Raw genomic sequence first — 22,636 nt, forward strand, 5'->3', positions numbered from 1 at the left:
GCCCAGCTCAGCTCCATCGCCCGGCAGCTCAACGAACGACCCAGAAAGACCTTGCTCTATCGGACACCAGCGGAGACCTTCGCCGAGTGTGTTGCAGCGATCAGTTGAGCCCACCACCCGTTGTGGAGATTCAGCTTGGTCGAGTTTCAACATGAGGTGACCGACGCCGCCGCACCGTCGGCAAAGCCGCAGCTGCGAGCAGCGCGGGCACGATCGTAAAAGTGCCGACGAACGTGACTGACTGGCTCATGGATCCAACGAGGGTCCAGGGCCGGAACGTCTACTGCGGCACAACCGTCACATTGCAACGAATGTCATTCCAGGCCGAGGTCTGGCCTCGGCTGTAGAAAGTCCCAGTCCTGTTTGGCTGGACGATACAGGATGCTGACGATGTGCATGCAACAACCTGCCCGGTGGATCCAGAACCAGCATTATAGGTAAAGCTGTATTCGGTTGCACGAACGGCCCTTGAAGAGTTCTGGTTAGTGAACTGACAGCCGACTGCACTCCCACGCACGACCCGTCCCTCATGATAGGATTGTTGCACAAACCCGGCAGACATTATTGCTGTTGCCATCGCCAGCGATGTCAAGACTATGGGCCTCATAACTCTTCTCCCAGATGCGTCATCTCTGAAACGGGCTGCACGCCGAAACCGGCATCGTCGCGATTTCGATCCAGGCTTAGCCACAAGCTTGCGCCATCGCCAGTGGTGACCCACCCCAATGGGCAGCGTCCCGCGGACCCATAAGCCGCGCTCACGATCCTCGGCGGCCGTCAGAGCCGCATCATCCCCACGGTCGTCCAAGGCCAAGTTCGATCACACGTCCACCCCAGAGATCGACTGTCAGCCCGGCCGCACCTGAACGGCCAACCGAACCAGCTACGAGCGCGTGACCGCCCTCTGCCGCAACGCGTCCGGGGTAGAGATCAACTCCGCGATGGTGGTGCTTCGGGCGGCGTTGGTCCGGGATCGGTTCAACCGGCAGAGGGCGATCTGCCGATCCTGACGGCGGTCTTTCGGATTGGATCTTCAGGTGTCCGCTCGAAGGGCAGCTTTACGGATTGACGGCGAGGACCGCCTTCGACCCATAGCAGCCATCGTCAATGTCTGTTCGCGGGTATGACGTGTCGGCTCGGAAGCGGCCGTTGAAGGCTTCAATGAAGGCATTGTCGGTCGGCTTGCCGGGCCTCCGGAACGTCCATGCCGTCAAGCCTGGCCGTCCACTTTTAGAAGGTCGGCGAGCTCAGACCGTGTTTCCTGCACAGATCCACCACCGGAACACCGGCCTTCTGCCCGCGCAAGATCCCGATGATCTGTTTCTGGCTGGCGCATGCGCCAGCCTTGAATTCGTGAGCCGTGATCGCTTCATTCTGTCCGTCCATTCGAGGAGCGGACTCTAGCTATTGCTGGAGGAGTTTCAGGGGGTCACTTCAGTCTGCTTGAATAGATCCACATCCCTCCCTCAATCCTTGTCCAGACATGATCCTGTCCCCCCGACGTTCCACCTCCGCCCGGACGACCGGGATACAGGCCTTGATTTGGGGTATGATCGTCTCAACCAATAGCGACACCGTTAGGTCACCATTGCCGCTCTCGCGTCCGATCATGGCCACCATTTTCGTCCCGAAGGCGTCGACCTGAGCCGTGTACGACGACTCGATGGCGTCCATACGGGTCTTTAGCAGATCTCTCTGGATACGCCCATCGGCGGCGGGATCCACCGCGTAAACGGCGTTTTGCATATCCCTTCTCATGGATTCAATGATGCGATCGAAGGCGACCCACTCTGCCCATTGTGCGTCCGTTTGCGTAGAATGGACCACGGCGGGGTTGGAGCCAGAAAGGGCAGCGGCGAACATGAGGGCGGCGATCATCTGAACTCCCGGGCAAACCCGGTGCGAAGTGTTCCGCCAAACGGGCCTCCGGCACAAGCCCATTGCCCTCGGTCATGAAATCGCCCCCGGTCTCGCCCCGGGCCGTGCCTGGCCGATACCGCCCGCATGGACCTGTCACAGGCGGACCGTGCAGAGGTGGCGAGACGGCTGGGGGCGGTCAGTCGAGGGTCCTGAGGCCGGTTGCGGTAATGTCCGCTGACCACCCATAGTGGACAATCCTCGCGCCCGCTTTCGGCCGTCTCGACGTGCGCCCGACTCGAGCGGCCGGACCAGCAAAACTCTGATCAGTCCTTCGTGGGACTGACCGCGTTCGCATCGTTGTAGGTCAGGGCCAGGAAAACGTCCTCCAGGTCCGGATCCTCGGTGGTGATGTCGGAGATGGTGATCCCGGCCGCGCGCACGGCGGCCAGCACATGCTCGACCGACGACTGGCCCTTCTTGTAGCTGATCGAGAAGGCGCCGTTGGCCCGCGCCACCACATCGAACCCGGCCACGACCGGCACCCCGTCCAGCGGATGCTCGGGCGTCACCACGACGTTCCTCGTATCCAGCCGGCGCAGCAGCTGCGGCGTCGGTTCGCAGGCCACGACCTCGCCCCGGTTCATGATGGCGATGGTGTCACACAGCTCCTGCGCCTCCTCCAGATAGTGGGTGGTCAGAAGGATGGTCACCCCCTCGGCATTGATGCGCCGGACATACTCCCACAGCTGGCGCCGCAGCTCGACGTCCACCCCCGCCGTGGGTTCGTCGAGAATCAGGATCGGCGGATTGTGGACCAGGGCCTTGGCCACCATCAGGCGGCGCTTCATCCCGCCCGACAGGGCCCGTACATAGGCATTGGCCTTGTCCGACAGGCCGAGCGCGGCCAGCAGTTCGTCCGAGCGCCGCTCCGACTTCGGCACGCCATAGAATCCGGCCTGGACCTCCAGGGCCTCGCGCGGGGTGAAGAAGACGTCGGCCACGATCTCCTGCGGCACCACGCCCAGGGCGGCGCGCGCGTCCCTCGGCCGTTCATCGATGTCGCGGCCCCAGATGGCGGCCGTCCCGCCGGTCTTGTTGACGATCCCCGCCAGGATGTTGATCAGGGTCGACTTGCCCGCCCCGTTCGGACCCAGCAGGCCGAACATCGACCCCCTCGGAATGACCAGGTCGACCCCGCGCAGGGCGATCTTCGGAGGCGACTTCTTCGAACCCGCATAGGTCTTTTCCAGCCCGTGCACCTCGATGGCGTTGACGGGCAGGGCTTCGTTATTGGTCATTCGGGGCTTTCGGCGTGTCGCTGCGCCGTCTAACTAGGCGTCGCACCCTCTCGCGCCAAGACCACGGACCGATCAATGCCGCCGCGCCACCCCGATCAACTCGTCCTCCCGCCCGAGGAAATCACGGTCTCCACCAAACGCGTGGCCTGCGACGGCGGCGGCGTGCTGGGCCACCCCCTGGTCTATCTCGACATGGGCGGCGATGATTTCATCGAGTGCGGCTACTGCGACCGTCGCTTCGTCCTCGCGGCCGATCATCACGCCGAGAGCGACTACCTCGATCCCGCCGCCCGGCCGCCGGAAGCGCACTAGACACGCGCACGGACCTCCGCGGAGCGGGCCTGTCGGCTTTTGTCGGAAGAGCGCCGTTTTCAGAACGGCGTCATCCTGATAAACCGGCCACCGGAGGACAGCTCATGATGATCCGCAATCTGTTGCTCGCGTCGGTCCTGGCGCTCGGAGCCTGCACCCAGGCGGCCGCTCCGGAAGACGCCCCGGACACGGCTCCGGCCGCCGCCGCCACTCCGGACTCGCCCGGCAACGAACTGCCGGTCGCCGCAGACCTCCTGGCCGGCGCGCCCCTGTCCGGTCGGTGGGAAGATGTCGGCGACGGCGCGACCGTGGGCGTGCTGTTCACCTCTCCGGACTACGCCGATACCCTCGCGATCGGCTGCAACACCGGCACGGGCGAGGCCTATATCAACTGGACCATCCAGAACCCTGCCGAGGACGGAGAGGTCCGGCTCTACACCGGGGCGAAGACCGAGACCTTCGCCGCCACCGGTTCGAACGCCGGCGCCGCCATCCGCACCATTGACGTCTCCGGCTCCGACCCGCGGCTGGCCGTCCTGAAGACGACCCAGGCGAAGTTCGCGGTCCAGGCCTCGGGCGAGGCCATCGTCCTGCCCTGGGATCCGTCGATCGCCCGGGTGCTGAACGAATGCGCAGGCTGACGGGCCAGGTCTGATCCTCACCATGGACAGAACCGCATAGAGGGTCGTCCCGGTCGATCAGGGTTCAGGCCCAGGCGAGATCCAGATGATCCCTGTGTATCCCGGCGGCCGGATCGCCGGGGACCATCTCCGACGTCGGCATAATGCCTTGCAGATCGTTCACCGCAGGCTGCGGCAGGTCGGCCGGCAGGGGCGCGAACAGGACGTCGTCGACCGGCGAGATCCACCCGATGCTCACGTCCGGATCGGCCGGCGGCACGAAAGCATCGTGGTCCTTGCTGGCGAGGAACAGCCACAGGTCGGCCGGCTCGTGGACCGGCCCGTCGATTTCGCCCGGCAGGACCTGGGCATCGTGGAGTCCCTTGGCGTCGACGGGGTCGACGGGGCTCCCGACATAGCCGCCATACCGGATGCCGCCGAGCCACGAAGCGGCAGTCAGGGCGATGTGCTCGGCGCTCTCCGAGAAGCCGATCACGACGGAGGCGCGGGTGGCGCCGGAACTCAACTGGTTGACCCAGGCGGCGACGCCGGCCGGCTCGCCCTCCCGGTTCAGGCAGAAGCGGTACAGTTGTTCCACGAAGGCCTGGTTCGACAGGGCGCCGTAGCGGGCCTGGAACTCCGCCGATCCGACGAAGGCCGCCGCGATCTGCGTCAGGCTCATGCCGCCCTCATACAGGGCGACCCAGCCCGCCAGACCCGACGGGTCAGGCAGGCGGTCCAGCGTGGCGTCGTACAGCCGCGCGATGACCTGGGCCTCGGCGTCGGGGATCCACAGGCCCGCGGCCAGGGTCGCGGCCGTGCGTAGCTGGTTCTCGGCGCTCTCGGAGAAGCCGACGACCACCTGGCCCCGGCTCATGCCGCCGTTCAGCGCGTTCACCCAGTTGGCCACGCCCGCCGGATCGCCGGTCCGGCCCAGGGCGAAGACGTAGAGTTGCTCGACGAATTGCTGATTGTTCAGCGCTCCGAACCGGCCCTGGAACTCGGCCGAGGCGACGAAACGACTGGCCAGAGCCTGGAGCCCAAGGGTTCCGAGCGCGGCGACATTGGCCTCCAGCCCCGCCTGATCCGGCGTCCGGTTCAGCGCCGCACTATACAACCGCATCACCTGCGCAGAGGCGCTCGTCGCGTCAAAGGTCAGGACCCCGTCGACGAAGCGGGCCTCCTCGATGGAGACCAGGGTGTCCGCGCCCTCGCCGTTGCCGGACACCGTCGTGGAGCTGGCCGCGTACTGGCGTCGCAAGCCGGAATAGAGGGCCGCGTCGATGCCTGCGCCGCCGTTGAGGAGGTCGTTGCCGGCGCCGCCGGACAGCCGGTCATTTCCTGCGCCGCCGTCGAGCCTGTCGTTGCCCGCGCCTCCCTCGATCCAGTCAGCGCCGTCGCCACCGGAAAGGGCGTTGGGTCCCGATCCGCCGATGATGTGATCGTCTCCCGCCGTCTGCTGTCCGATGAACGGCCCCAGGCCGGCATAGCTGGTGGTCGGCGAGAAATAGGGCGTCACTCCCATGGCCCAGTAGTGGGCGGCTGCCGCGGCGGAGGCCTCCTGCCCGAGCAGTGCGAGCACGGGGCGAGAGGGGAGGATGTTGGTGACCGCGCCGTTGATGTCCACCGGACTCGGATTTTCCATCAGCATCGAGTCGATGGCGTTCAGGAAAGTCTGGCTCCAGACGCCGCCGCCCGCGTCCCCGCCGATGAAGGGGTTTCCATTGGTGACGATGTAGACGTCGGGGTTCACCGCATGCACCGCGCGAGCGATCGCATCCACCAGTGAGATCATTCTCTGCGCGAGCAGCTGGACTGTCGGTTGGCCGGACTGCTGGCTGAGATGCCAATAGATGCCCACGTCATCCAGAAAGATGGAGTTATAGCCACGCCGGACCAGATCGACCGCCTGCTCGATGACGATCGCCTGCCAGGCCGGATCCCAGTATCTGACGATACGAGCATCGGGTCGCCCGTCGAGGCTGAAGTCGTAAAGCGGCTGCCCCTGCAGCCAGGCCGGCGCCGATCCCGTCAAGGCGCCGGTATCGCCTCCGCCACTCGTCCAGGCGGTCTCCCAGTACCGGCGATTGTCATCTGTGACGGCGACGTTGACATAGCCGCCGACCAGACGGCCCTGCGCCACCAGCGCGCGGACCTCCGTGTCCGTCAGCATGGGGGTGCTGCCTGCACGCGGGAGCGGCGCACCCTCGGTTATCACCAGATCGTAGGGCGATGCGGAGAGCTGCGAGAAGGTGACTCCCCCGTAGGCGAGGGCGAAGCTGGAAACTCGCGGCATCTCGACGCTCCCATGACCAAACGGCGTTATCCTGTGCCGGGCGACCTCGGGATGCAAGGCGTCATCGGCGCTATCTGGGGGTGTATTTCGTCCTTTCTCAAGTGACGGGACTCCCGCCCTCTAGACCGCCTGCCCCGCCGCCCAGCCCGACGACCACGCCCACTGGAAATTATAGCCGCCCAGCCAGCCCGTGACGTCGACCACCTCGCCGATGAAATACAGGCCGGGCACGGATTTCGCCGCCATGGTCTGCTGGTCCAGCTGATCGGTCGCCACCCCGCCCAGGGTGACCTCGGCGGTGCGGTAGCCCTCCGACCCCACCGGCTTGACGGTCCAGCCGTTCACCGCCGCATCCAGCCGCGCCAGCACCTTGTCCCCGACCTCGGCCAGCTTGCCGTTCGCGCCCTCGCGCGCGGTCAGCACCTCGGCCAGCCGGCGCGGGACGATATGGCCGAGCGCCGTGTGCACCGCCTGTTTGCCGCCGTTCTCGGCCTTGGCCGCCTTCAGCCGCCCCAGCACGTCGACGCCGGGTGCCATCTTCACCGTGATCGCCTCCCCTTCGCGCCAGTAGGAGCTGATCTGCAGGATGGCCGGCCCCGACAGCCCCCGGTGCGTGAACAGCATGGCCTCATTGAACGTGGGCCTACCACCCTGTGGGCTACTTGAGGCCGGGTTGGAGGTGACCGAAACATCCACCGCCACCCCCGCCAGCGGCGTCGTCTGTTCCAGCAGCCCCGCCTCGAAGGTCAGGGGCACCAGCGCCGGCCGCGTCTCCGTCACCCGTAGCCCCATCGACCGCGCGAGGTCATAGCCCCACCCCGTCGCCCCCATCTTGGGGATCGACTTCCCGCCCGAGGCCACCACCAGCGAGCCGCATTTCACCGCCCCCCCGTCCGACAGGCTCAGGGCGAACCCCTCCCCCTCGCGCGTCACCGAGGCCACGCCGGTGTTCAGCCTCAGCACCGCCCCCGCCTCCCGCATCGCCCCGGTCAGCATCGCCACGATCTGTTTGGCCGAGTCGTCGCAGAACAGCTGGCCCAGGGTCTTCTCGTGCCAGGCGATGCCCGCCCGATCCACCCGCTGAACAAAGTCCGCCACCGTGAATCGCCCGAGCGCCGAGGCCGCGAACCGCGGGTTCTCCCCCAGGAAGTTCGCCACCGTCGTCCCGGTGTTGGTGAAGTTGCACCGCCCCCCGCCACTGATGCGGATCTTCTCGCCCGGCGCCCGCGCGTGGTCGAGGACCAGCACCCGCCGTCCCCGCCGCCCGGCCTCGGCCGCGCACATCATCCCGGCAGCGCCCGCGCCGACCACCACCACGTCGAAAGTCTCTGATCTCATGGTTCAGCCCCTTACAGCATCCGGATGCGCGGCCGCACGGGCGGACTCGCTCCCCTGCCTGTGCACAAACCAGAACAAACCACGAACATCCCCTTGCCTCCGCCCCGTCCCCGGTGTTCAACCACCCCCGGGTCGGCCCCCATCCCCGAGGCGTTTCCAGATGACATCCCCCACTTCCGGCCCCACCCCCGACCCCCGCCCCGTCGCCCCCGACCTGGAGCGGCTCCTCGCCCCCCTGCGCGGTCTCGACCTGACCAGCGCCGACGGCCGCTGCGGCATCAAGACCCTCCTGGCCGAGATCGAGCGCCTGTCCCCCGGCGTCATCCTGCAACAGGCGGCGGGCATCCAGCTCCGGCGTCTGGGCTGCGTCACCCTCGCCGACCACCGCGACCGTGCCGCGGGCTGAAACGCTACAGCAGGCTGCGGATCACCCGGGTCAGGGGCGCCTCGTCGCCATTGAACGCGGCGATCATGGCCTCGAGATACTGCTGTCGATCGATCCGGCCCACGCCGATGGCATGCCCCGCCCGTTCGGCCAGCAGCACCAGAAATGCTTTCTGGGCCCTGCCATTCCCTTCCCGAAACGGGTGGATGACGTTTAGTTCGGACAGGACATGCGCCGCCCCCGCTGCGAAGGCGTCGGCATCCAGTCCGCGCAGATGATCGGCCCGCGCCAGATTGGCGAACAGGATCTCCATCTGCCGCCCGATCTGCTCGGGATAGCAGAACGTGCTCGCGTCCTTGGTGATGCGGACCGTCCGGTCCTTGCCCGCCCAGCGATAGACCGGCCCGAACAGATGCCGATGGATGGCGCGATAGTGTCGGGCGTCCAGCGCGCCGTCAGGCAGGGGCTGGGTCGATCGAAAGGTGACGACGGCCGCCTCGAACTGATCCAGTTCGGCCTGGCCCCTCAGCCCGTTGCGGTTCTTCAGAACCGCCGTTCCCCTGTAGCAATAAGGATCGTCGTCGGCTGCATACAGGGGTTCAAAGGGCGCGTCGGACAGGGGCGCCTACTTTTTGAACGCCGCGACAATCGCGCCCAGCTGCTGCGCCGGGGTCATTCCCGACGCCTCGACGTCCCGCAACACCCTTCGCGACGCCGCGTTCAGCGCCACGCCCTCGATCCCGTTCAGCCGCACGGCCGTATCCCGCCCCAGCGTCAGTGTCTCGCGCACCTTGCCGTTCGCCTGATGGACGGTCAGCACTCCGCCCTGACGCGCCAGCGCCCGCTTCGCCGCCGCCACGGCCTCGGCCCGGGTCGGGAAGAACGAGCCGCCTGTCGCCCCCTCGCGCACCGCCCACCGGCCGTCGACTTTCGCGACGGCGACGGACCCGGAATGGCGCGTTGAGCTTTTTGGCATGATCGGGAGTCTATCATGGAACAGGACAGCGCCAAGACGCTGCGTCCGCCCGCCCCCCTGCGCGGTCTCGACCTGACCAGCGCCGACGGCCGCTGCGGCATCAAGACCCTCCTGGCCGAGATCGAGCGCCTCTCCCCCGGCGTCATCCTGCAACAGGCGGCGGGCATCCAGATCCGGCGTCCGGGCTGCGTCACCCTCGCCGACCACCGCGACCGTGCCCAGGCGTCCTAAGGGCGAAGAGCGGATCATGTACCTGCGCCAGTCCCATTTCCGGGAGGAGGCGGGCGGCGGCCCCCTCCATGCGATGGTCCAGTGGGACGACGGCCTCAACGGCCGCGAGGCCTTCCTCAACCCCGGCCACTACCCCCCGTTCGAGGGCCCCGGCGCCGGGTTCCGCCTGATCCGCCACAAGAAGGGGTCCTATAGTTTCATCGAGCGGGTCGCGGACAAGGGCGGGGCGGCGTGGCGGGGGGAGGGGTGATCGGGGGCGGGGGCCACTACGGCGTTCGGGGCCTCCTGGTCGGGATCGAGTGCCTCTTCCCGGGCGCCATCCTGCAACAAGCGGTGGGGATCCAGCTCAGACGGCTGGGATGCGAGCTCCGAGGGTTGAACCAATCTATGGCAACCTCTACCGTGGCGAAGCTTGAGCTTGACTGATCAACCATGGGTGGATTTAGGTCGTTCGTGTTCAGAGAGGCGTGACCAGTACGATGTTTACGATCCTCCATTTGTCGGACCTACATCGGTCACCCGATGAACCGGTCGACAATGTCTCTCTCCTGGCATCCCTCGTGAACGATCTAGATCGAGCGAGAAGGGAGACGCCGCCTTGCCCGCCGCCTGACGCAATCATTGTGAGCGGTGATATCATTCAAGGGGCCAGAATTGCCCAGAAGGGCTGGGCGACCGCCGTCCGAGAGCAATATGACGTGGCGGAAGCCTTCCTCGGCTCCTTGGCGGACACTTTTTTGGACGGTGACCGCAGTCGGCTGATCCTAATCCCCGGCAATCATGATGTGTGCTGGAATACCGCTTTTGAAGCGATGGAGGAGGTTCACTACGATCCCGCAAATCAAACAATCCGAAGTCAGCTCAACTCGCCAGAAAGTACCTATAGGTGGGATTGGTCCAAGCTGAAACTCTACAGAATTCAAGACTTAAAACGGTATGATCAACGGCTGGGGGCGTATTGGTCATTTGTTGAGCGCTTCTACGCCGGAGCTAACCTTGCTCACTCAATTGATCCGAACCGAGGCTATCAGCTTTTTGAGCTCAACGAAGGACGCATTGTGGTGGCGGCTTTCGATTCAACCCACCAAAATGACTGCTACGCTTATGCGGGGGCATTCTCGCCGAGCGCTGCGGGTAGTGCATTTCTTAAGTTGCGAGACCTGACAAGGTCGGCCGATCTGAAAATCGCAGTCTGGCATCACAGCGTCCAAGGACCGCCAAACAGTAACGATTATATGGACGTCGGGCAGGTCCACGCATTAGTGGGGCACGGGTTCCAGCTAGGCTTGCATGGCCATCAGCACATCGCGGCTGAGGCAGCCTACTATGTCCATCGCGCAGAAGCGCAGAAGATGGCCGTGATTAGCGCAGGAAGTCTCTGCGCAGGTTCACGCGAACTGCCGCGTGGTGTTAATCGCCAGTACAACGTCATTGTGGTGGATGACGACCACGCAAGCGCTCGCCTGCATGTCCGCGAAATGGGTGAAGGTGCTCACTTCGCGTCCAAGCGGAGTGGAGCCTTCTTAGAGGGTTTCATTCGGGTGGATTGGCAGCCACCTCTCGATTTGGCCGGGAGGCCTGTTGACGTGGCGGAGGATTCCGAACGCCGCGCCGTGGACGAGGCCGAGAACGCGTTGAACAGTGGCGATCCTTTGGGGGCGCTTAGGGTGCTTGAGACCGTTGCGCTGCTGCCCGCCTCCTACGCCCGCGCACTGGCGTTGCGCGCTGCTGTAGCTCTCGATGATCACGATGCCGTAGCAAGGATTATCGATAGCCCCGCTAGTGTTACAGAGGCAGTTCAGCTCGTAAGTTCATTTGAACGGCTTGGTAGATTGCCAGAAGCGTTGCTTCTTCTTGAAAATTTGCCTGACATAGACATTTCAACAAAACGCGCACTTCAAGATCGCATCGAGATCAAGCTTCGGATCAAAACAACATGACCAACACGGAATTGATCCCATTCAAAGTCGAGACGCAACGCGTGCTCGAATTATTCGCAACGCAAATATATCACTCTCCGCTAGCCCTACTACGGGAGAATACTCAGAACGCTTTTGATGCAATTCGACTAAGATTACACGACGGCCAAGACTTCAAACCCAAGATAGATATAACGATTTCTCCGACTGAAATTGTTGTAGAAGACAACGGCCTCGGTATGACCGAGGAAGATCTTAAGCAGCATTTCTGGCAAGCTGGCAGCAGCAGCAAAAATACGGCAGAGGCGCGCGCTGCAGGCGTTGTAGGAACCTTCGGTATCGGTGCCATGGCGAGTTTCGGCATAGCTGATGCCGTGACGGTGGAGACTGAGAGTGCGCTCAACGGCGAGCGGCGTAGAAGTCATGCTGAGAAGGCCAAACTGTCTCTAACGGAGAACTGTGTTGAGCTCGCAGACGAGTTGCCGACGGGCTTTCCAGGAACCCGTGTCGTGGCGCACGTACGCGCAGGCGAAACAGTCAATGTTCAGCAGGCTCGGGATTATATCTCGGATTTCGTCGCCTTGGTCGATCTCCCGGTACTGATCAATGGCGAGCTTGTAAGTCAGAAGCCTATTGAGTCGGCGGTTCCGGTCGTCCCGGAGACTTGGCGTCTCGCGGAGGACGGTCGCGCAATTGGGCAGCATCTCGTGGCGAATGTGCTTTTTGTACTTTCGAACAACGCGGAGATTTGGCTGAAACTCACGGAGATGACTTGGCAAGGCGCGCCGCTCACGGGACAGATCGTCTTACGTAGCGGAACAAATGCGCTGCGCACCTTTCGAAGTGGCTTTGGATTAGCGACTGTATCCGTGAACTCCGCGTATCAATTTGGCGGTGTTGTCGATCTATTGAACCTTCAGCCGACTGCAGGACGTGAGGCCATCACGGTGGATGGCGTGCAAATGCTCCAGTCAATCATGGTTGATATTGATCGATTTACATCCGAAGTTCTTAGCAATCGAGAAGAGTGCGACTCTAGTACGCCTTTTATGAGCTGGGTATCGCGCCATGGCCGGGTGGACCTAATGGGGCGCCTGAAGGCTACCATCACACCTGGGGATCGCATTTCTCTTGCAGAGCTTCAAATTAGGACCGCGCAGACTCCCATACTTTATTATCAGGGAACAGATCAGGGTATTGTTAAACAACACGCTACCGATGAGCGACCCGTTCTTGTGTTAGCGCGTGGGAACCCGCGCCGACAATGTGAACAACTCTACATACAGTCGTTTGTGAAAACGGCATCAATATCTGACAAGCCGATAGCCAATAAAAAGAAGCCGTTTAAAGACCTTTCCACCGCAGAGAGTGCGCTGGCTTGGCGGCTCGAAACAATTTTGGACGCCGACTATTTTGTAAAGGCCAAAGTGGCTTTTGCCAGCATCACTCATAACCTTCCCATCTTGGCCGAGAAGAACGGAAATCAAATACAGGTTATTTTGGATCCCGAATCTCAGTCAGTCCGGATGCTACTTGAAGTTTATGATAGAGATTTTGCCGTATTTGGCGGGCTAGCAAAAGATTTTGTCAGGAATATCGTATTTCAACGCATAGCTGATTATGTCCCGAGTAGTACAAGACAGGGGGCAGAGGCATTTCTTTCGGCAATCCGAAAAACGAGGGAATTGTTTGAATACGGCGATCTTGATTTGGGAAGTCTGCCGCAGATTTGGGAAGACCAAGAGCAAGGCCGGATCACGTTGGATGAAGCGGTTCAACGCTCACGTATCGCAGCGCGGACAAATGTCCAGTTCATCGACGCCGGGACGGCTGTGCGCGCCAGCCAAGTTGTAGGAGATGTAATCGAGAATGAACACGCTCTACAGATAGCAGAGGGTGGCAGTACGGTAGAATCTTCTCACTCTGTCGATTTTGAATCTGCGCCAGCCATAACTCGTGTCGAGAAGGAAACGAGTGCCAAGCTTCTCATAATCGATGACAGCGAGCCTGCTTTGCGAGGTTATCGATGCTTCCTTGCGTTGTCAGATCGAGCCAGAGAGGAAATGGGCGAGTTCTTTTTGCAGCCCCATAAAACATCGATTGTTTGGGGTGGGCAAAAGACGCTCTTCATATTTCTCCATCACTCAGGTGAGTTTGGACTTTACTATGATCTCCAAACGCGTGAAGCGATCGACGCTAATGCGGGTGGCGGACCCTTTCCAACAGCGACTATCGTCCTCAAGAACGCGATCTATATCCCGATCCCCGACGCTATTCGCGACAGTTTCGTTCCGATCCAAGGTGAACGAAAGCGGTTCGAAGTTCGGGCCGATATCATCCGAACAGAATCGTCCGAGACGAGGGGGCGGTTAAGCGGGCCCGCCGCCTAGTGCGCCTCATCCCAGTTCTTCGCCGCTCTCGCCTCCACCACCAGCGGCACCGACAGCGCCACGGCGGGTTCCGCCGCCCCCTCCATGACCCGGCGGATGACGGGGATGGCGGTCTCGGCCAGGGCGTCCGGGCATTCGAAGACCAGTTCGTCGTGGACCTGGAGCAGCATCTTGACCTCCGACAGTCCGGCCGCCTCCAGCGCTGAGGGCATGCGGATCATGGCGCGGCGGATGATGTCGGCGGCGGCGCCCTGGATCGGGGCGTTGATGGCGGCGCGCTCGCCGAACTGGCGTTCGGCGCCCGATTTGGAATGGATGGCCGGGATGTGGATGCGGCGGCCGAAGACGGTGGAGACGAACCCCGCCTGGCGGACCTCGGCCTTGGTCGCGTCCATATAGTCGCGGATGCCGGGGAAGCGTTCGAAATAGGTCTTGATATAGGCGCCGGCCTCGCCCTGGTCGATGTTCAGCTGGGCGGCCAGGCCGAAGGCCGAGATGCCGTAGACGATGCCGAAGTTGATGGCCTTGGCGCGGCGGCGGGTCTCGGGGTCCATCTGGTCGACGGGGACGCCGAACATCTCCGACGCCGTGGCCGTGTGGATGTCGATCCCGGCCTTGAAGGCGCGTTTCAGCTCGGGGATGTCGCCGATATGGGCCAGCAGCCGCAGCTCGATCTGGGAATAGTCGGCGCTGATCAGGACGTGGCCGTCGCGGGCGATGAAGGCTTGGCGGATCTGGCGGCCCGTCTCGGTGCGGATCGGGATGTTCTGCAGATTGGGGTCGGAGGAGGCGAGGCGCCCCGTCGTCGCCGCCGCCAGCTGGTAACTGGTGTGGACCCGGTCGGTGGCCTCGTCCATCGCCGCGACAAGCGCGTCCGTATAGGTGCCCTTGAGCTTGGACAGCTGGCGCCAGTCGAGGATGGCGCGGGGCAGGGGGTGGGTCTCGGCGAGGGTTTCGAGGGTGGCGGCGCCGGTCTCCCACTGGCCCGAGGCGGTCTTCTTGCCGCCGGGCAGGTTGAGCTCGCCGAACAGCAGTTCGCCTATCTGTTTGGGACTCGAGATCGCGAAGGGGCGGCCGGCGATCTCGTGGGCCTGGGTCTCCAGCTCGGCCATGCGCAGCCCGAACTCCGACGACAGGCGGCGCAGGCGGGCGGGGTCGACGCGGATGCCCTCCAGCTCCATGTCGGCGAGGACCGCGGGCAGGGGCCGTTCCAGGGTCTCATAGACGGTGGCCAACCCTTCCGCCGCCAGCCGGGGTTTGAGCAGGCGCCACAGTCTCAGGGTTACGTCCGCGTCCTCGGCGGCGTAGGCGGTCGCCGGTTTCAGCGCGACATGTTTGAAGGATTTCTGGGACTTGCCTGTGCCGGCGACCGATTTGAACGGGATCGGGTCGTGGCCCAGATGGAGCCTCGACAGCTCATCCATCCCGTGTCCGTGCAGCCCGCCCTCCAGGACGTAGGAGATCAGCATGGTGTCGTCGGTCGGGGCGACGCGGATGCCCCTGCGGGCCATGACGGCCAGGTCGTATTTGCCGTTCTGGGTGACCTTCAGGACGGAGGGGTCCTCCAGCAGGGTCTTCAGTCGCGCCAGAACCGTGGCCTTGTCGAGCTGGTTCAGGGGCTCGCGCGTCTCGACCGCATCTCCGAAGTCCAGTCCGCCCCCGCCCGCCACCGGCTCATGCTCATGCGTCAGCGGAATATAGCAGGCGTCGTTCGGCCCGATCGCCAGGCTGACCCCGCACAGCCCTGCATGCGTCGCCGACAGGGCGTCCGTCTCGGTATCGAACCCGACCACCCCCGCCTCGCTCGCCCGCGCCAGGAAGGCGTCGAGCGCCTCCAGCGCCTGGATGCAGAGGTAGGCGTCGTGGTCGACCGCCTGTTTCTCGATCCCCTCCGGAATCGCCTGCGGCGCATAGCGGGGCGAGATGACCGGGGCGGTCAGGGGTGCGGGGCGGGGCGGGGCGAAGGCCGAGCCGTCGTGTCCCTCCAGCCGGCCGTCGCCGACCCGACGCAGCAGCGAGCGGAACTCCATCGTCTCGAGGAAGTCGGCCAGGATCGCCGGATCGGGATCGCGGACCCTGAAGTCGTCGATCGGCTCGGGCGCGGGGGCGTCGCAGGTCAGGCGGACCAGCTGGCGGCTGAGCAGGATCTGATCGCGGAAATTGATCAGGGTCTCGCGCCGCTTCGGCTGTTTGATCTCGCCCGCCCGTTCCAGAAGCGTGTCGAGGTCGCCGTACTCGTCCAGCAGCTGGGCCGCCGTCTTCGGGCCGATGCCGGGGGCGCCGGGGACGTTGTCGACGCTGTCGCCGATCAGGGCCTGGAGGTCGATCATCTTGTCCGGCGTGACGCCGAACTTCTCCATCACCGCCTCCTCGGCCAGACGGCGATCCTTCATCGGGTCCCACATGACGACCGAGGGACCGATCAGTTGCATCAGGTCCTTGTCGGACGAGACGATGACGCACTCCCCGCCCGCGTCCCGCACCTTGCAGGCATAGGTGGCGATCAGGTCGTCGGCCTCATAGCCTGGCAGTTCAACGCAGTGGACGCCGAACGCCGCCGTCGCCTGCCGCACCAGCGGGAACTGGGGAACCAGATCCTCGGGCGCCGGCGGACGATGGGCCTTGTACTGGTCGTAGAGGTCGTTGCGGAACGTCTTCTCCGAGTGATCGAAGATGGCCGCCAGGTGGGTCGGGCCGTCGGCGCCCTTCATGTCCTTCAACAGCTTCCACAGCATGTTGCAGTAGCCCTGGACCGCGCCCACCGGCAGGCCGTCGGACTTGCGCGTCAGCGGCGGCAGGGCGTGGTAGGCGCGGAAGATGTAGGCCGAAGCGTCGATCAGCCACAGCCGGACGGGAGGGCCGTCCTGGGTCAGGGGTTGATCGGTCTGCGGGGCGTCGGCGGCTTCGGGCGCGAGGTCGGCATCGGACATGGCGGCGAACATAGGCGGCGCGGCCGGGCTCGTCACGATCGGAAACCGCCTGATGTGTGAAGCTTGACCGCAGGGTCGCGATGCCGTCGGTTGAGCAGAACCGGGACGTCGGGGAGCGAGGTCATGAAGGTCAAGGGTTTCGTATCGGTCGCGCTGGCCTATCCGGCCGCTGCGGCAGTCGGGGCGGCTGTCGTTGCAGTGGAGTTCGGCGCCTTCGCGTTCACAGAGGGGGCCTCGACCGGCATGGCCGAGTTCGGATACGGCGGGGAAATGCTGGTGGTCGCCTGGCTCTATGCGTTCATCGTCTTTCTGCTCGGCCTGTTGATCGTCGGAACACCGGTCTGGCTGCTGATGGCGCGCCTCAAGCGCAATCAACGCCTTGACGCGACGGTGTGCGGGGCCGTGCTCGCCGGCCTCGCGGGATTTGTGATCATGCAGATGTTCAGCGGGGTGGTCTGGAGCTGGACCCCCCTGGCCTATGCGGCAGCGCTGGCGCTACCCGGCGCCGCGGCCGGCTGGACCCTCCACCGCGTCGCCTACGGCAGGCGCTCCGCCTAGAACTCCCGCCAGCTGTCGCCGGGGTCGCGTTCGCCGGGCCGGGCGGATTGCTGGCCCCAGGTGACCATCATCAGCAGTTTGTGACTGCGTATCCGGTACTCCCCGATCATGGGCGAGACGGCTCCGAGAGGCGCGCCTGTGCGGGCGTCGTAGACGAAGCCCGAGAACTCGGCGACCCCGACCCGGTCCCTGCGGCTGTAGAGGCTGAGCTCGGGGATCGAAACGACGTTGAGGTTCTCGTTGATCGGCAGGGCCAGCGGCGGGAGGCCCACCACGCGGCGCATCTGTTCCAGCGACAGGGCACCGGCGCGCAGCTCGAACACGGCGTCGGCCTGGCCCTTGTCATCGGCCAGGGCGAACCCCGATTCCGACAGGGCCGAGCGGACCGCCGAGGTGGCATAGGTCGAGCCCTCGCCCTGCATGTATCGGTTCTCGACGAAGACCCGTGAACCCGGCGGGATCGGCAGCCGCAATCCGTCCACCGCGATGTCGGCGGCGCGGGCCATCAGCAGCTGTTCGGTCGCGGTGCGGCCGGGATTGGTTTCGGAGGTCGATGCGCAGCCGGCAAGCAGGACCGCGACGCCCAGGTGGGCGAGGCGCACGCCTACCAGGTCCCGGTGTTGGGCATCAACAGCCAGGGCTCGGCGGGAGGGAGTGGCGTCCCTTCCTGCAGCAGTTCGATCGAGATGCCGTCCGGCGAACGGACGAACGCCATATTGCCGTCGCGGGGCGGGCGGTTGATGACCACGCCCGAGTCCATCAGGCGCTGGCAGGTCGCATAGATGTCATCGACCCTGTAGGCGAGGTGGCCGAAATTCCGGCCTCCCGTGTAGACTTCCGGGTCCCAGTTCCAGGTCAGCTCGACTTCGGGCGACCGCTCGGCGGCCGAGCGATCCCTGTCCTTCGGCGCGGCCAGGAAGACGAGCGTGAATCGCCCCTTCTCGTTCTCGATGCGGCGCACCTCCTCAAGGCCCAGCTGGGTGGTCCAGAAATGCAGGGAGGCGTCCAGGTCGGCGACCCGGACCATGGTGTGCAGATAGCGCATAAGAACACTTCAGGCTGCGGGAGGGAGAGTGCCGGCTTCTAGTCTGGAATCGTCAGCTTCCAAAGGCCGGAAAACCGCACTAAGCGTGGCGGCTCAACGTCCGTGCGCGAATTGTCGCAGGACGCACCGTCGGCCAGGGGGCGGCGGACAGTCAGGGATATGCATCGCTCCATGGGATCGATCACTCGCGCCAATGCCGCGCGCAACGCCGTTAAGGGCTCCGTCGCCAAGCCGAACACCACCAAGGGCCAGCAGGTCGGAGACATCAGTCTCGGCGAACGGCTCAAGTACGGCTTCGACAAGTCGATGTCAGGCGGTGCCATGGCGCTTGTCGGCTGGCTCGGTCTGGTCACTCTGATCACGATCCTCTTCGCCGCCACGGTCCTGACCCTGACCCGTTGGGGGCCGGATGGCGGCTGGAGCTTTATCGAGTCTCTTTGGCAGTCGTTGATGCGCACCACGGACGCCGGGACGGTGGCTGGTGACGCGGGCTGGGCCTTCCGCGGCCTGAACCTGTTCGTCACCGCCATGGGAATTCTGGTGTTCTCCGCGTTGATTTCGGTCATCTCGGCCGGACTGGATTCCAAGATCGAAGAGGCCCGCAAGGGCCGTTCGCGCGTGCTGGAGAGTGACCACACCATCATCCTGAACTGGTCAGCCTCGATCTTCGACATCATCTCCGAACTGGTCATCGCCAATGAGAGCCGGAAGAATCCGCGCATCGTCATCATGGCCAACAAGGACAAGGTCGAGATGGAGGACGAGATCGCCGACAAGGTCGAGGATCTCAAGAACACCCAGATCATCTGCCGTTCGGGTGATCCGACCGACCTGTTCGACCTGTCCATCGTCAATCCCCAGGCCTGCCGGTCGATCATCGTCGTGTCGCCCGAAGGCGTCGACGATCCAGACAGCCAGGTCATCAAGACGGTCCTGGCCCTGACCAACGATCCGAAGCGCCGCGAGGCCCGCTATCTGATCGCCGCCGAACTGCGCGATGCGAAGAACGCCGAGGTCGCCCGCATCGTCGGCGGCGACGAGGTCCAGCTGGTGCTCGCCGATGATCTGATCTCGCGCATCGTGGTCCAGTCCAGCCGTCAGGCCGGCCTCTCTGCGGTCTATTCGGAGCTGCTCGATTTCGACGGCTGCGAAATCTACACCACCGAGCTGGAGGAACTGGTCGGGGTGACCTACGGCGACGCGGTCATGGGCTACGAGGACTCGGCCCTGATCGGCATCCGCTATCCCGATGGCCGTGTGCGCATGAACCCGCCGATGGACGAAACCATCGTCGCAGGGTCGCGCGCGATCATCATCGCGGAGGACGACGCCTCCATCAAAATGACCCCCTTGCCGGACGCCGCCGTCGACGCCTCGGCGATCCGCAAGCCCAAGGTTGTTCGGCGCAAGGCCGAACGCACCCTGATCATCGGCTGGAACCGTCGTGGGCCGATGATCGCCTATGAGCTGTCGAAATACGTGCGCCCCGGATCGGTCCTGACGGTGGCCGGCGACACACCCGGTTTCGCCGAGGAGATCGCCTCCTTGCCGCTCGGCTCGACCAATATGAAGGTCACGGCGAGAACGATCGACACCAGCCATTCCGCCTCGATCGAGGCGCTGGACCCGGTCTCCTACGACTCCATCATGGTGCTGGGCTATTCCGACACGATGGAGGCCCAGTCTGCGGATACGCGCACCCTGATCACCCTGCTGCATCTGCGGAAACTCTCCGAGCGGCTGGGCACCCACATCAGCGTGGTCTCGGAGATGATCGACATCCGCAACCGCGAGCTGGCCGAAGTCACCCGCGCCGACGATTTCGTCGTGTCCAACAAGCTGGTCAGCCTGATGCTGGCCCAGGCGTCGGAGAACGAATATCTATCCTCGATCTTCGATGACCTGCTGGATGAGGATGGTTCGGAAATCTACATGCGTCCGATCGGCGACTATGTGGACCTGTCCGGCCCGGTGACCTTCTACACGATCGCCGAGGCGGCCCGGCAGCGCGGCGAGACCGCCATCGGCTATCGTCGCAAGCGCGAAAGCGAGGATGGCGACGGCCGCAACATGGGCGGGGTCGTGGTCAATCCGTCCAAGTCCGAGGCTCTGGACTACCTGCCGGAAGACCGCATCATCGTCCTCGCCGAAGGCTGATCGCGGCGGCCGGGGCGGGCTGCGACACACCGCCCCGGTTGGCGCGTTCTGACGCAGGCGCCATCTCTACCCCCCGACTTGAACCGGAGAACGCCGTTGCCCCTGTTGATGTGCCCCAACGACAATGCCCAGATGCAGACCCTGGACCGCAATGGCGTTCAGTTCGACATGTGCCCGACATGTCGCGGGGTCTGGCTGGATCGCGGCGAACTCGAGAAGCTGATGGAGGGCGCTGTCGCTTCGGCCGCTCCGGCGCAGCCGGCCTACGCCCCGCCACCCCAGCAGAGCGCGCCCCAGCAGCACACACCCTGGGGCCAGGCTCCGCAGCAGCCCCAGTACCGCGAGCAGCCGCGATATCGCGATGACGACGACTACCGCTACAAAAAGAAGAAGCGCGACAGCATCTTCGACATCTTCGACTGACCGGGTTGAGGCCGCGCGCGGCCGTGTCGCACGTTGGCCAAAAGAAGCAGACCCGGTCAGGGGCTGGACTCCTGAAGTCAGGCCGCCAGCCCGGCGGCCCTCATCAGTCCTTTCAGCGGCGCGATGCTTTCCGGCGCGGCGGTCAAGGCCGCCCGGGCTTCGGGCGCGCGGAAAATCTTGATCGCCTCGGCCTTGGCTCGATCGGCGGCTGGCCCCAGAGGCGCGGTCTCACCCGCCGCAAGCCTCAGCAGGGCCGAGAGCTTCTGGGGAACGGTGACGGGCGCGCGGGCCAGCTGGGCGGTGAGCTTCGCTTCGGCCTCCACCACCCCGCCGACGTTGCCGATGGCGGTCAGGATCTGCGCGGTGTCGTGTTCCGACAGGGCGGCGGCGACGACCGACCGATTCAGCTGGGCGAGGACCTGAAGCTTCTTCGAAGCCGTCGGGGCGCTGATGCGCATCTCGCTTTCGAAACGCAGCGAGGTCACGCAAGCGGCCAGCCAACGAGCGGCGGAACGTTTGTTGGCGGCGCCGGTGACGTTCTCACACAGGCGCGTCAGCTGTTCGGCCTCGCACAGGACCGTCTCGCACGGCACGACATAGGCCTGGACGAAATCGGCGGTGACCAGGCTCTTCGACCTTTCGGTGAAGGCGCTCTGGACCTCCTCCAGCGTCAGCAGTCGTCCTGCCGTCGCGGTCAGCGACATGGCGAGGGCGCGCAGGATATCGATCTCGCCTGAGGCATCGGCCGGCCGCAGTCGGCGGGGTCCCATCAGTTCGCGCAGCACCATACGGGCCAGGGAGGCGGCGAGGATCGGGTATTCGCCGGCCTCGATCCGCGCGCCCAGCCGGGCCGCCGGACCGTCGACGGACGGGATCAGCAGGGCCATGCGTGGATCATGGCGGATCAGCAGGTCGATCTCGCGCGGCGCGACCATCCTCACCACCGCGGCCAGATTACCGCCCTGGTCCAGCGCCGGCCCGAGAATTTCCGCAAGGGTCGTCCGCGCGCCCAGCTGTTCGCACAGGATCTGTTCGATCGCGACCATCACCATGGCGCGCGGCGCGCCTTCGGCCGGCGCCCGGTCGGCCAGGTCCATGAGTCGGTCAAGACGTGGCCGCGCCCCCCGGACGCCCGCCAGGGCCCCGGCCAAGACGCCCCCCATGATGAAGGATCGATCGGGCGCGCCGGCCAGTTTCTGGGCCACATCGGCCAGCGACCGGTTCGCCAGGTCGGGGAAGCTCCCCTTTCGTCCGGCGCTGACGACCCGTTCCATCGCCTGGTCGACGAGCTTCTGGTACTGGCGAATCAGCTCGTGCGAGGCCTGACCGGTGGCCTGGCTTTCGGGGATGGCGACCTTCTGGATCGCGTGCTGCAACTCGACGCCGGAGGCTTCCAATCGCTCGACCAGGTCCGGCCGGTGCAGAAGCTCGAAGACAGTAATCCCGTTCCGTCCCAGCCAGTCTTCGAGCACGCGCCCGATCAGCTCGCGGGCGTGCGGGGCGTAAAGATCCTGGGGGCCGAGGCAGGTCGGACGATCCTCGGCCGAATTGACCAGCCGCTTCTTCGGCGCTTCCGGCGCCCCCTTGGTCAGGACGGTGACGCTGTTGAACACCATCGTGTCCGGATCCAGGGTCTCCTTGGTGACCCGCACGGCCACGGCGTGCTTGTCGCGCAGGACTTCCTCGGCGGTGTCGACGGCGTGCTTGCGCTCTTCCGTCGCCAGCATCAGCGACCACGGCGCGGGCGCTGTCTTGCGGACATAGAGCTCGTAGTGGACGGGTCCGGCCATGGCGTCGCTTTCTGCGGTCGTGAAGCCGAGACTAGGCGCAAAGGCTTTAAGGTCCCGTTTCGCGAACGAAATCTGGTCAGCGCCGGACTGTGGCCGTAAAGTCACCGC

At 64.6% G+C, this 22,636-nt stretch carries 20 protein-coding genes and 1 pseudogene; 11 read left to right on the forward strand and 10 right to left on the reverse strand.

The annotated features are described in order from the left end of the window. Nucleotides 1-108, forward strand: a pseudogene (locus Q0044_RS00200) (IS30 family transposase); the annotation flags it as partial. A gap of 1,326 nt (nucleotides 109-1,434) precedes the next feature. Here the strand turns inward: Q0044_RS00200 and Q0044_RS00210 are convergent. Together Q0044_RS00210 and Q0044_RS00215 are read right to left on the reverse strand one after the other, a co-directional pair. Then, nucleotides 1,435-1,878 carry a hypothetical protein gene (locus tag Q0044_RS00210; protein ID WP_298158126.1) on the reverse strand — a complete coding sequence of 148 codons (444 nt, stop codon included), beginning with the start codon at nucleotides 1,876-1,878 and terminating at the stop codon, nucleotides 1,435-1,437. A 305-nt stretch (nucleotides 1,879-2,183) separates the two neighbouring features. After that, nucleotides 2,184-3,158, reverse strand: a complete 975-nt coding sequence (locus Q0044_RS00215) for an ABC transporter ATP-binding protein (protein WP_298158127.1) — start codon at nucleotides 3,156-3,158, stop codon at nucleotides 2,184-2,186. A 75-nt stretch (nucleotides 3,159-3,233) separates the two neighbouring features. Between Q0044_RS00215 and Q0044_RS00220 the strand changes: the two genes are divergently transcribed. Both Q0044_RS00220 and Q0044_RS00225 read left to right on the forward strand, forming a co-directional pair. After that, nucleotides 3,234-3,470, forward strand: coding sequence for a zinc-finger domain-containing protein (locus Q0044_RS00220; protein ID WP_298158128.1), 237 nt, complete (start codon nucleotides 3,234-3,236; stop codon nucleotides 3,468-3,470). Between the two features lie 107 nt (nucleotides 3,471-3,577). After that, entirely contained in the window at nucleotides 3,578-4,111 is a 534-nt protein-coding gene (locus tag Q0044_RS00225; RefSeq protein WP_298158129.1) for a hypothetical protein, read from the forward strand. 64 nt (nucleotides 4,112-4,175) lie between these two features. Here the strand turns inward: Q0044_RS00225 and Q0044_RS00230 are convergent, their stop codons facing one another. Together Q0044_RS00230 and Q0044_RS00235 are read right to left on the reverse strand one after the other, a co-directional pair. Next, a complete protein-coding gene (locus Q0044_RS00230) occupies nucleotides 4,176-6,386 on the reverse strand; it encodes a DUF4214 domain-containing protein (RefSeq protein ID WP_298158130.1) in 2,211 nt (736 codons plus the stop codon). Between the two features lie 120 nt (nucleotides 6,387-6,506). Next, on the reverse strand, nucleotides 6,507-7,724 hold the full coding sequence (locus Q0044_RS00235) for a BaiN/RdsA family NAD(P)/FAD-dependent oxidoreductase (RefSeq protein ID WP_298158131.1): 1,218 nt from the start codon (nucleotides 7,722-7,724) through the stop codon (nucleotides 6,507-6,509). A gap of 160 nt (nucleotides 7,725-7,884) precedes the next feature. On the opposite strand from Q0044_RS00235, the gene Q0044_RS00240 reads away from it, so the two are divergent. Continuing rightward, nucleotides 7,885-8,130 carry a hypothetical protein gene (locus Q0044_RS00240; RefSeq protein WP_298158132.1) on the forward strand — a complete coding sequence of 82 codons (246 nt, stop codon included), beginning with the start codon at nucleotides 7,885-7,887 and terminating at the stop codon, nucleotides 8,128-8,130. 4 nt (nucleotides 8,131-8,134) lie between these two features. Here the strand turns inward: Q0044_RS00240 and Q0044_RS00245 are convergent, their stop codons facing one another. Both Q0044_RS00245 and Q0044_RS00250 read right to left on the reverse strand, forming a co-directional pair. Next, on the reverse strand, nucleotides 8,135-8,728 hold the full coding sequence (locus Q0044_RS00245; RefSeq protein WP_366941088.1) for a Fic/DOC family protein: 594 nt from the start codon (nucleotides 8,726-8,728) through the stop codon (nucleotides 8,135-8,137). Between the two features lie 6 nt (nucleotides 8,729-8,734). Continuing rightward, nucleotides 8,735-9,085, reverse strand: coding sequence for a DUF2188 domain-containing protein (locus Q0044_RS00250; RefSeq protein WP_298158133.1), 351 nt, complete (start codon nucleotides 9,083-9,085; stop codon nucleotides 8,735-8,737). A gap of 15 nt (nucleotides 9,086-9,100) precedes the next feature. Here Q0044_RS00250 and Q0044_RS00255 point away from each other — a divergent pair, with 15 nt between their 5' ends. The 4 genes from Q0044_RS00255 (at nucleotide 9,101) to Q0044_RS00270 (ending at nucleotide 13,625) form a co-directional block, all read left to right on the forward strand. Next, the gene (locus Q0044_RS00255; protein WP_298158134.1) at nucleotides 9,101-9,316 is read left to right on the forward strand and encodes a hypothetical protein; all 216 of its coding nucleotides are present in this window, start codon (nucleotides 9,101-9,103) and stop codon (nucleotides 9,314-9,316) included. A 16-nt stretch (nucleotides 9,317-9,332) separates the two neighbouring features. Continuing rightward, on the forward strand, nucleotides 9,333-9,566 hold the full coding sequence (locus tag Q0044_RS00260) for a hypothetical protein (RefSeq protein WP_298158135.1): 234 nt from the start codon (nucleotides 9,333-9,335) through the stop codon (nucleotides 9,564-9,566). 229 nt (nucleotides 9,567-9,795) lie between these two features. After that, nucleotides 9,796-11,256 (forward strand): metallophosphoesterase family protein, encoded by a 1,461-nt coding sequence (locus tag Q0044_RS00265; RefSeq protein ID WP_298158137.1) that lies wholly within the window; start codon nucleotides 9,796-9,798, stop codon nucleotides 11,254-11,256. Next, entirely contained in the window at nucleotides 11,253-13,625 is a 2,373-nt protein-coding gene (locus Q0044_RS00270; protein ID WP_298158139.1) for an ATP-binding protein, read from the forward strand. Before Q0044_RS00265 ends, Q0044_RS00270 begins: the two co-directional genes overlap by 4 nt. Here the strand turns inward: Q0044_RS00270 and polA are convergent. After that, nucleotides 13,622-16,567: a DNA polymerase I gene (gene polA, locus Q0044_RS00275; RefSeq protein ID WP_524536141.1), complete on the reverse strand. Its 2,946-nt coding sequence runs from the start codon at nucleotides 16,565-16,567 to the stop codon at nucleotides 13,622-13,624. The two genes, Q0044_RS00270 and polA, sit on opposite strands and share 4 nt — an antisense overlap. Nucleotides 16,568-16,678: 111 nt before the next feature. Here polA and Q0044_RS00280 point away from each other — a divergent pair, with 111 nt between their 5' ends. Then, on the forward strand, nucleotides 16,679-17,113 hold the full coding sequence (locus tag Q0044_RS00280) for a hypothetical protein (RefSeq protein ID WP_298158141.1): 435 nt from the start codon (nucleotides 16,679-16,681) through the stop codon (nucleotides 17,111-17,113). Here Q0044_RS00280 and Q0044_RS00285 read toward each other — a convergent pair. Beyond that, on the reverse strand, nucleotides 17,110-17,715 hold the full coding sequence (locus Q0044_RS00285) for a DUF6655 family protein (protein WP_298158143.1): 606 nt from the start codon (nucleotides 17,713-17,715) through the stop codon (nucleotides 17,110-17,112). The two genes, Q0044_RS00280 and Q0044_RS00285, sit on opposite strands and share 4 nt — an antisense overlap. Nucleotides 17,716-17,717: 2 nt before the next feature. After that, nucleotides 17,718-18,158 carry a VOC family protein gene (locus Q0044_RS00290; RefSeq protein ID WP_298158145.1) on the reverse strand — a complete coding sequence of 147 codons (441 nt, stop codon included), beginning with the start codon at nucleotides 18,156-18,158 and terminating at the stop codon, nucleotides 17,718-17,720. Between the two features lie 171 nt (nucleotides 18,159-18,329). On the opposite strand from Q0044_RS00290, the gene Q0044_RS00295 reads away from it, so the two are divergent. Next, nucleotides 18,330-20,315, forward strand: coding sequence for a CASTOR/POLLUX-related putative ion channel (locus Q0044_RS00295; protein ID WP_298158147.1), 1,986 nt, complete (start codon nucleotides 18,330-18,332; stop codon nucleotides 20,313-20,315). A gap of 96 nt (nucleotides 20,316-20,411) precedes the next feature. Further along, on the forward strand, nucleotides 20,412-20,738 hold the full coding sequence (locus Q0044_RS00300; protein ID WP_298158148.1) for a TFIIB-type zinc ribbon-containing protein: 327 nt from the start codon (nucleotides 20,412-20,414) through the stop codon (nucleotides 20,736-20,738). A gap of 77 nt (nucleotides 20,739-20,815) precedes the next feature. Here Q0044_RS00300 and Q0044_RS00305 read toward each other — a convergent pair whose 3' ends face one another. Next, nucleotides 20,816-22,528, reverse strand: a complete 1,713-nt coding sequence (locus tag Q0044_RS00305) for a hypothetical protein (protein ID WP_298158150.1) — start codon at nucleotides 22,526-22,528, stop codon at nucleotides 20,816-20,818. Nucleotides 22,529-22,636: the final 108 nt, after the last annotated feature.

This window comes from Brevundimonas sp., from assembly GCF_027484365.1.
Lineage (GTDB): Bacteria > Pseudomonadota > Alphaproteobacteria > Caulobacterales > Caulobacteraceae > Brevundimonas.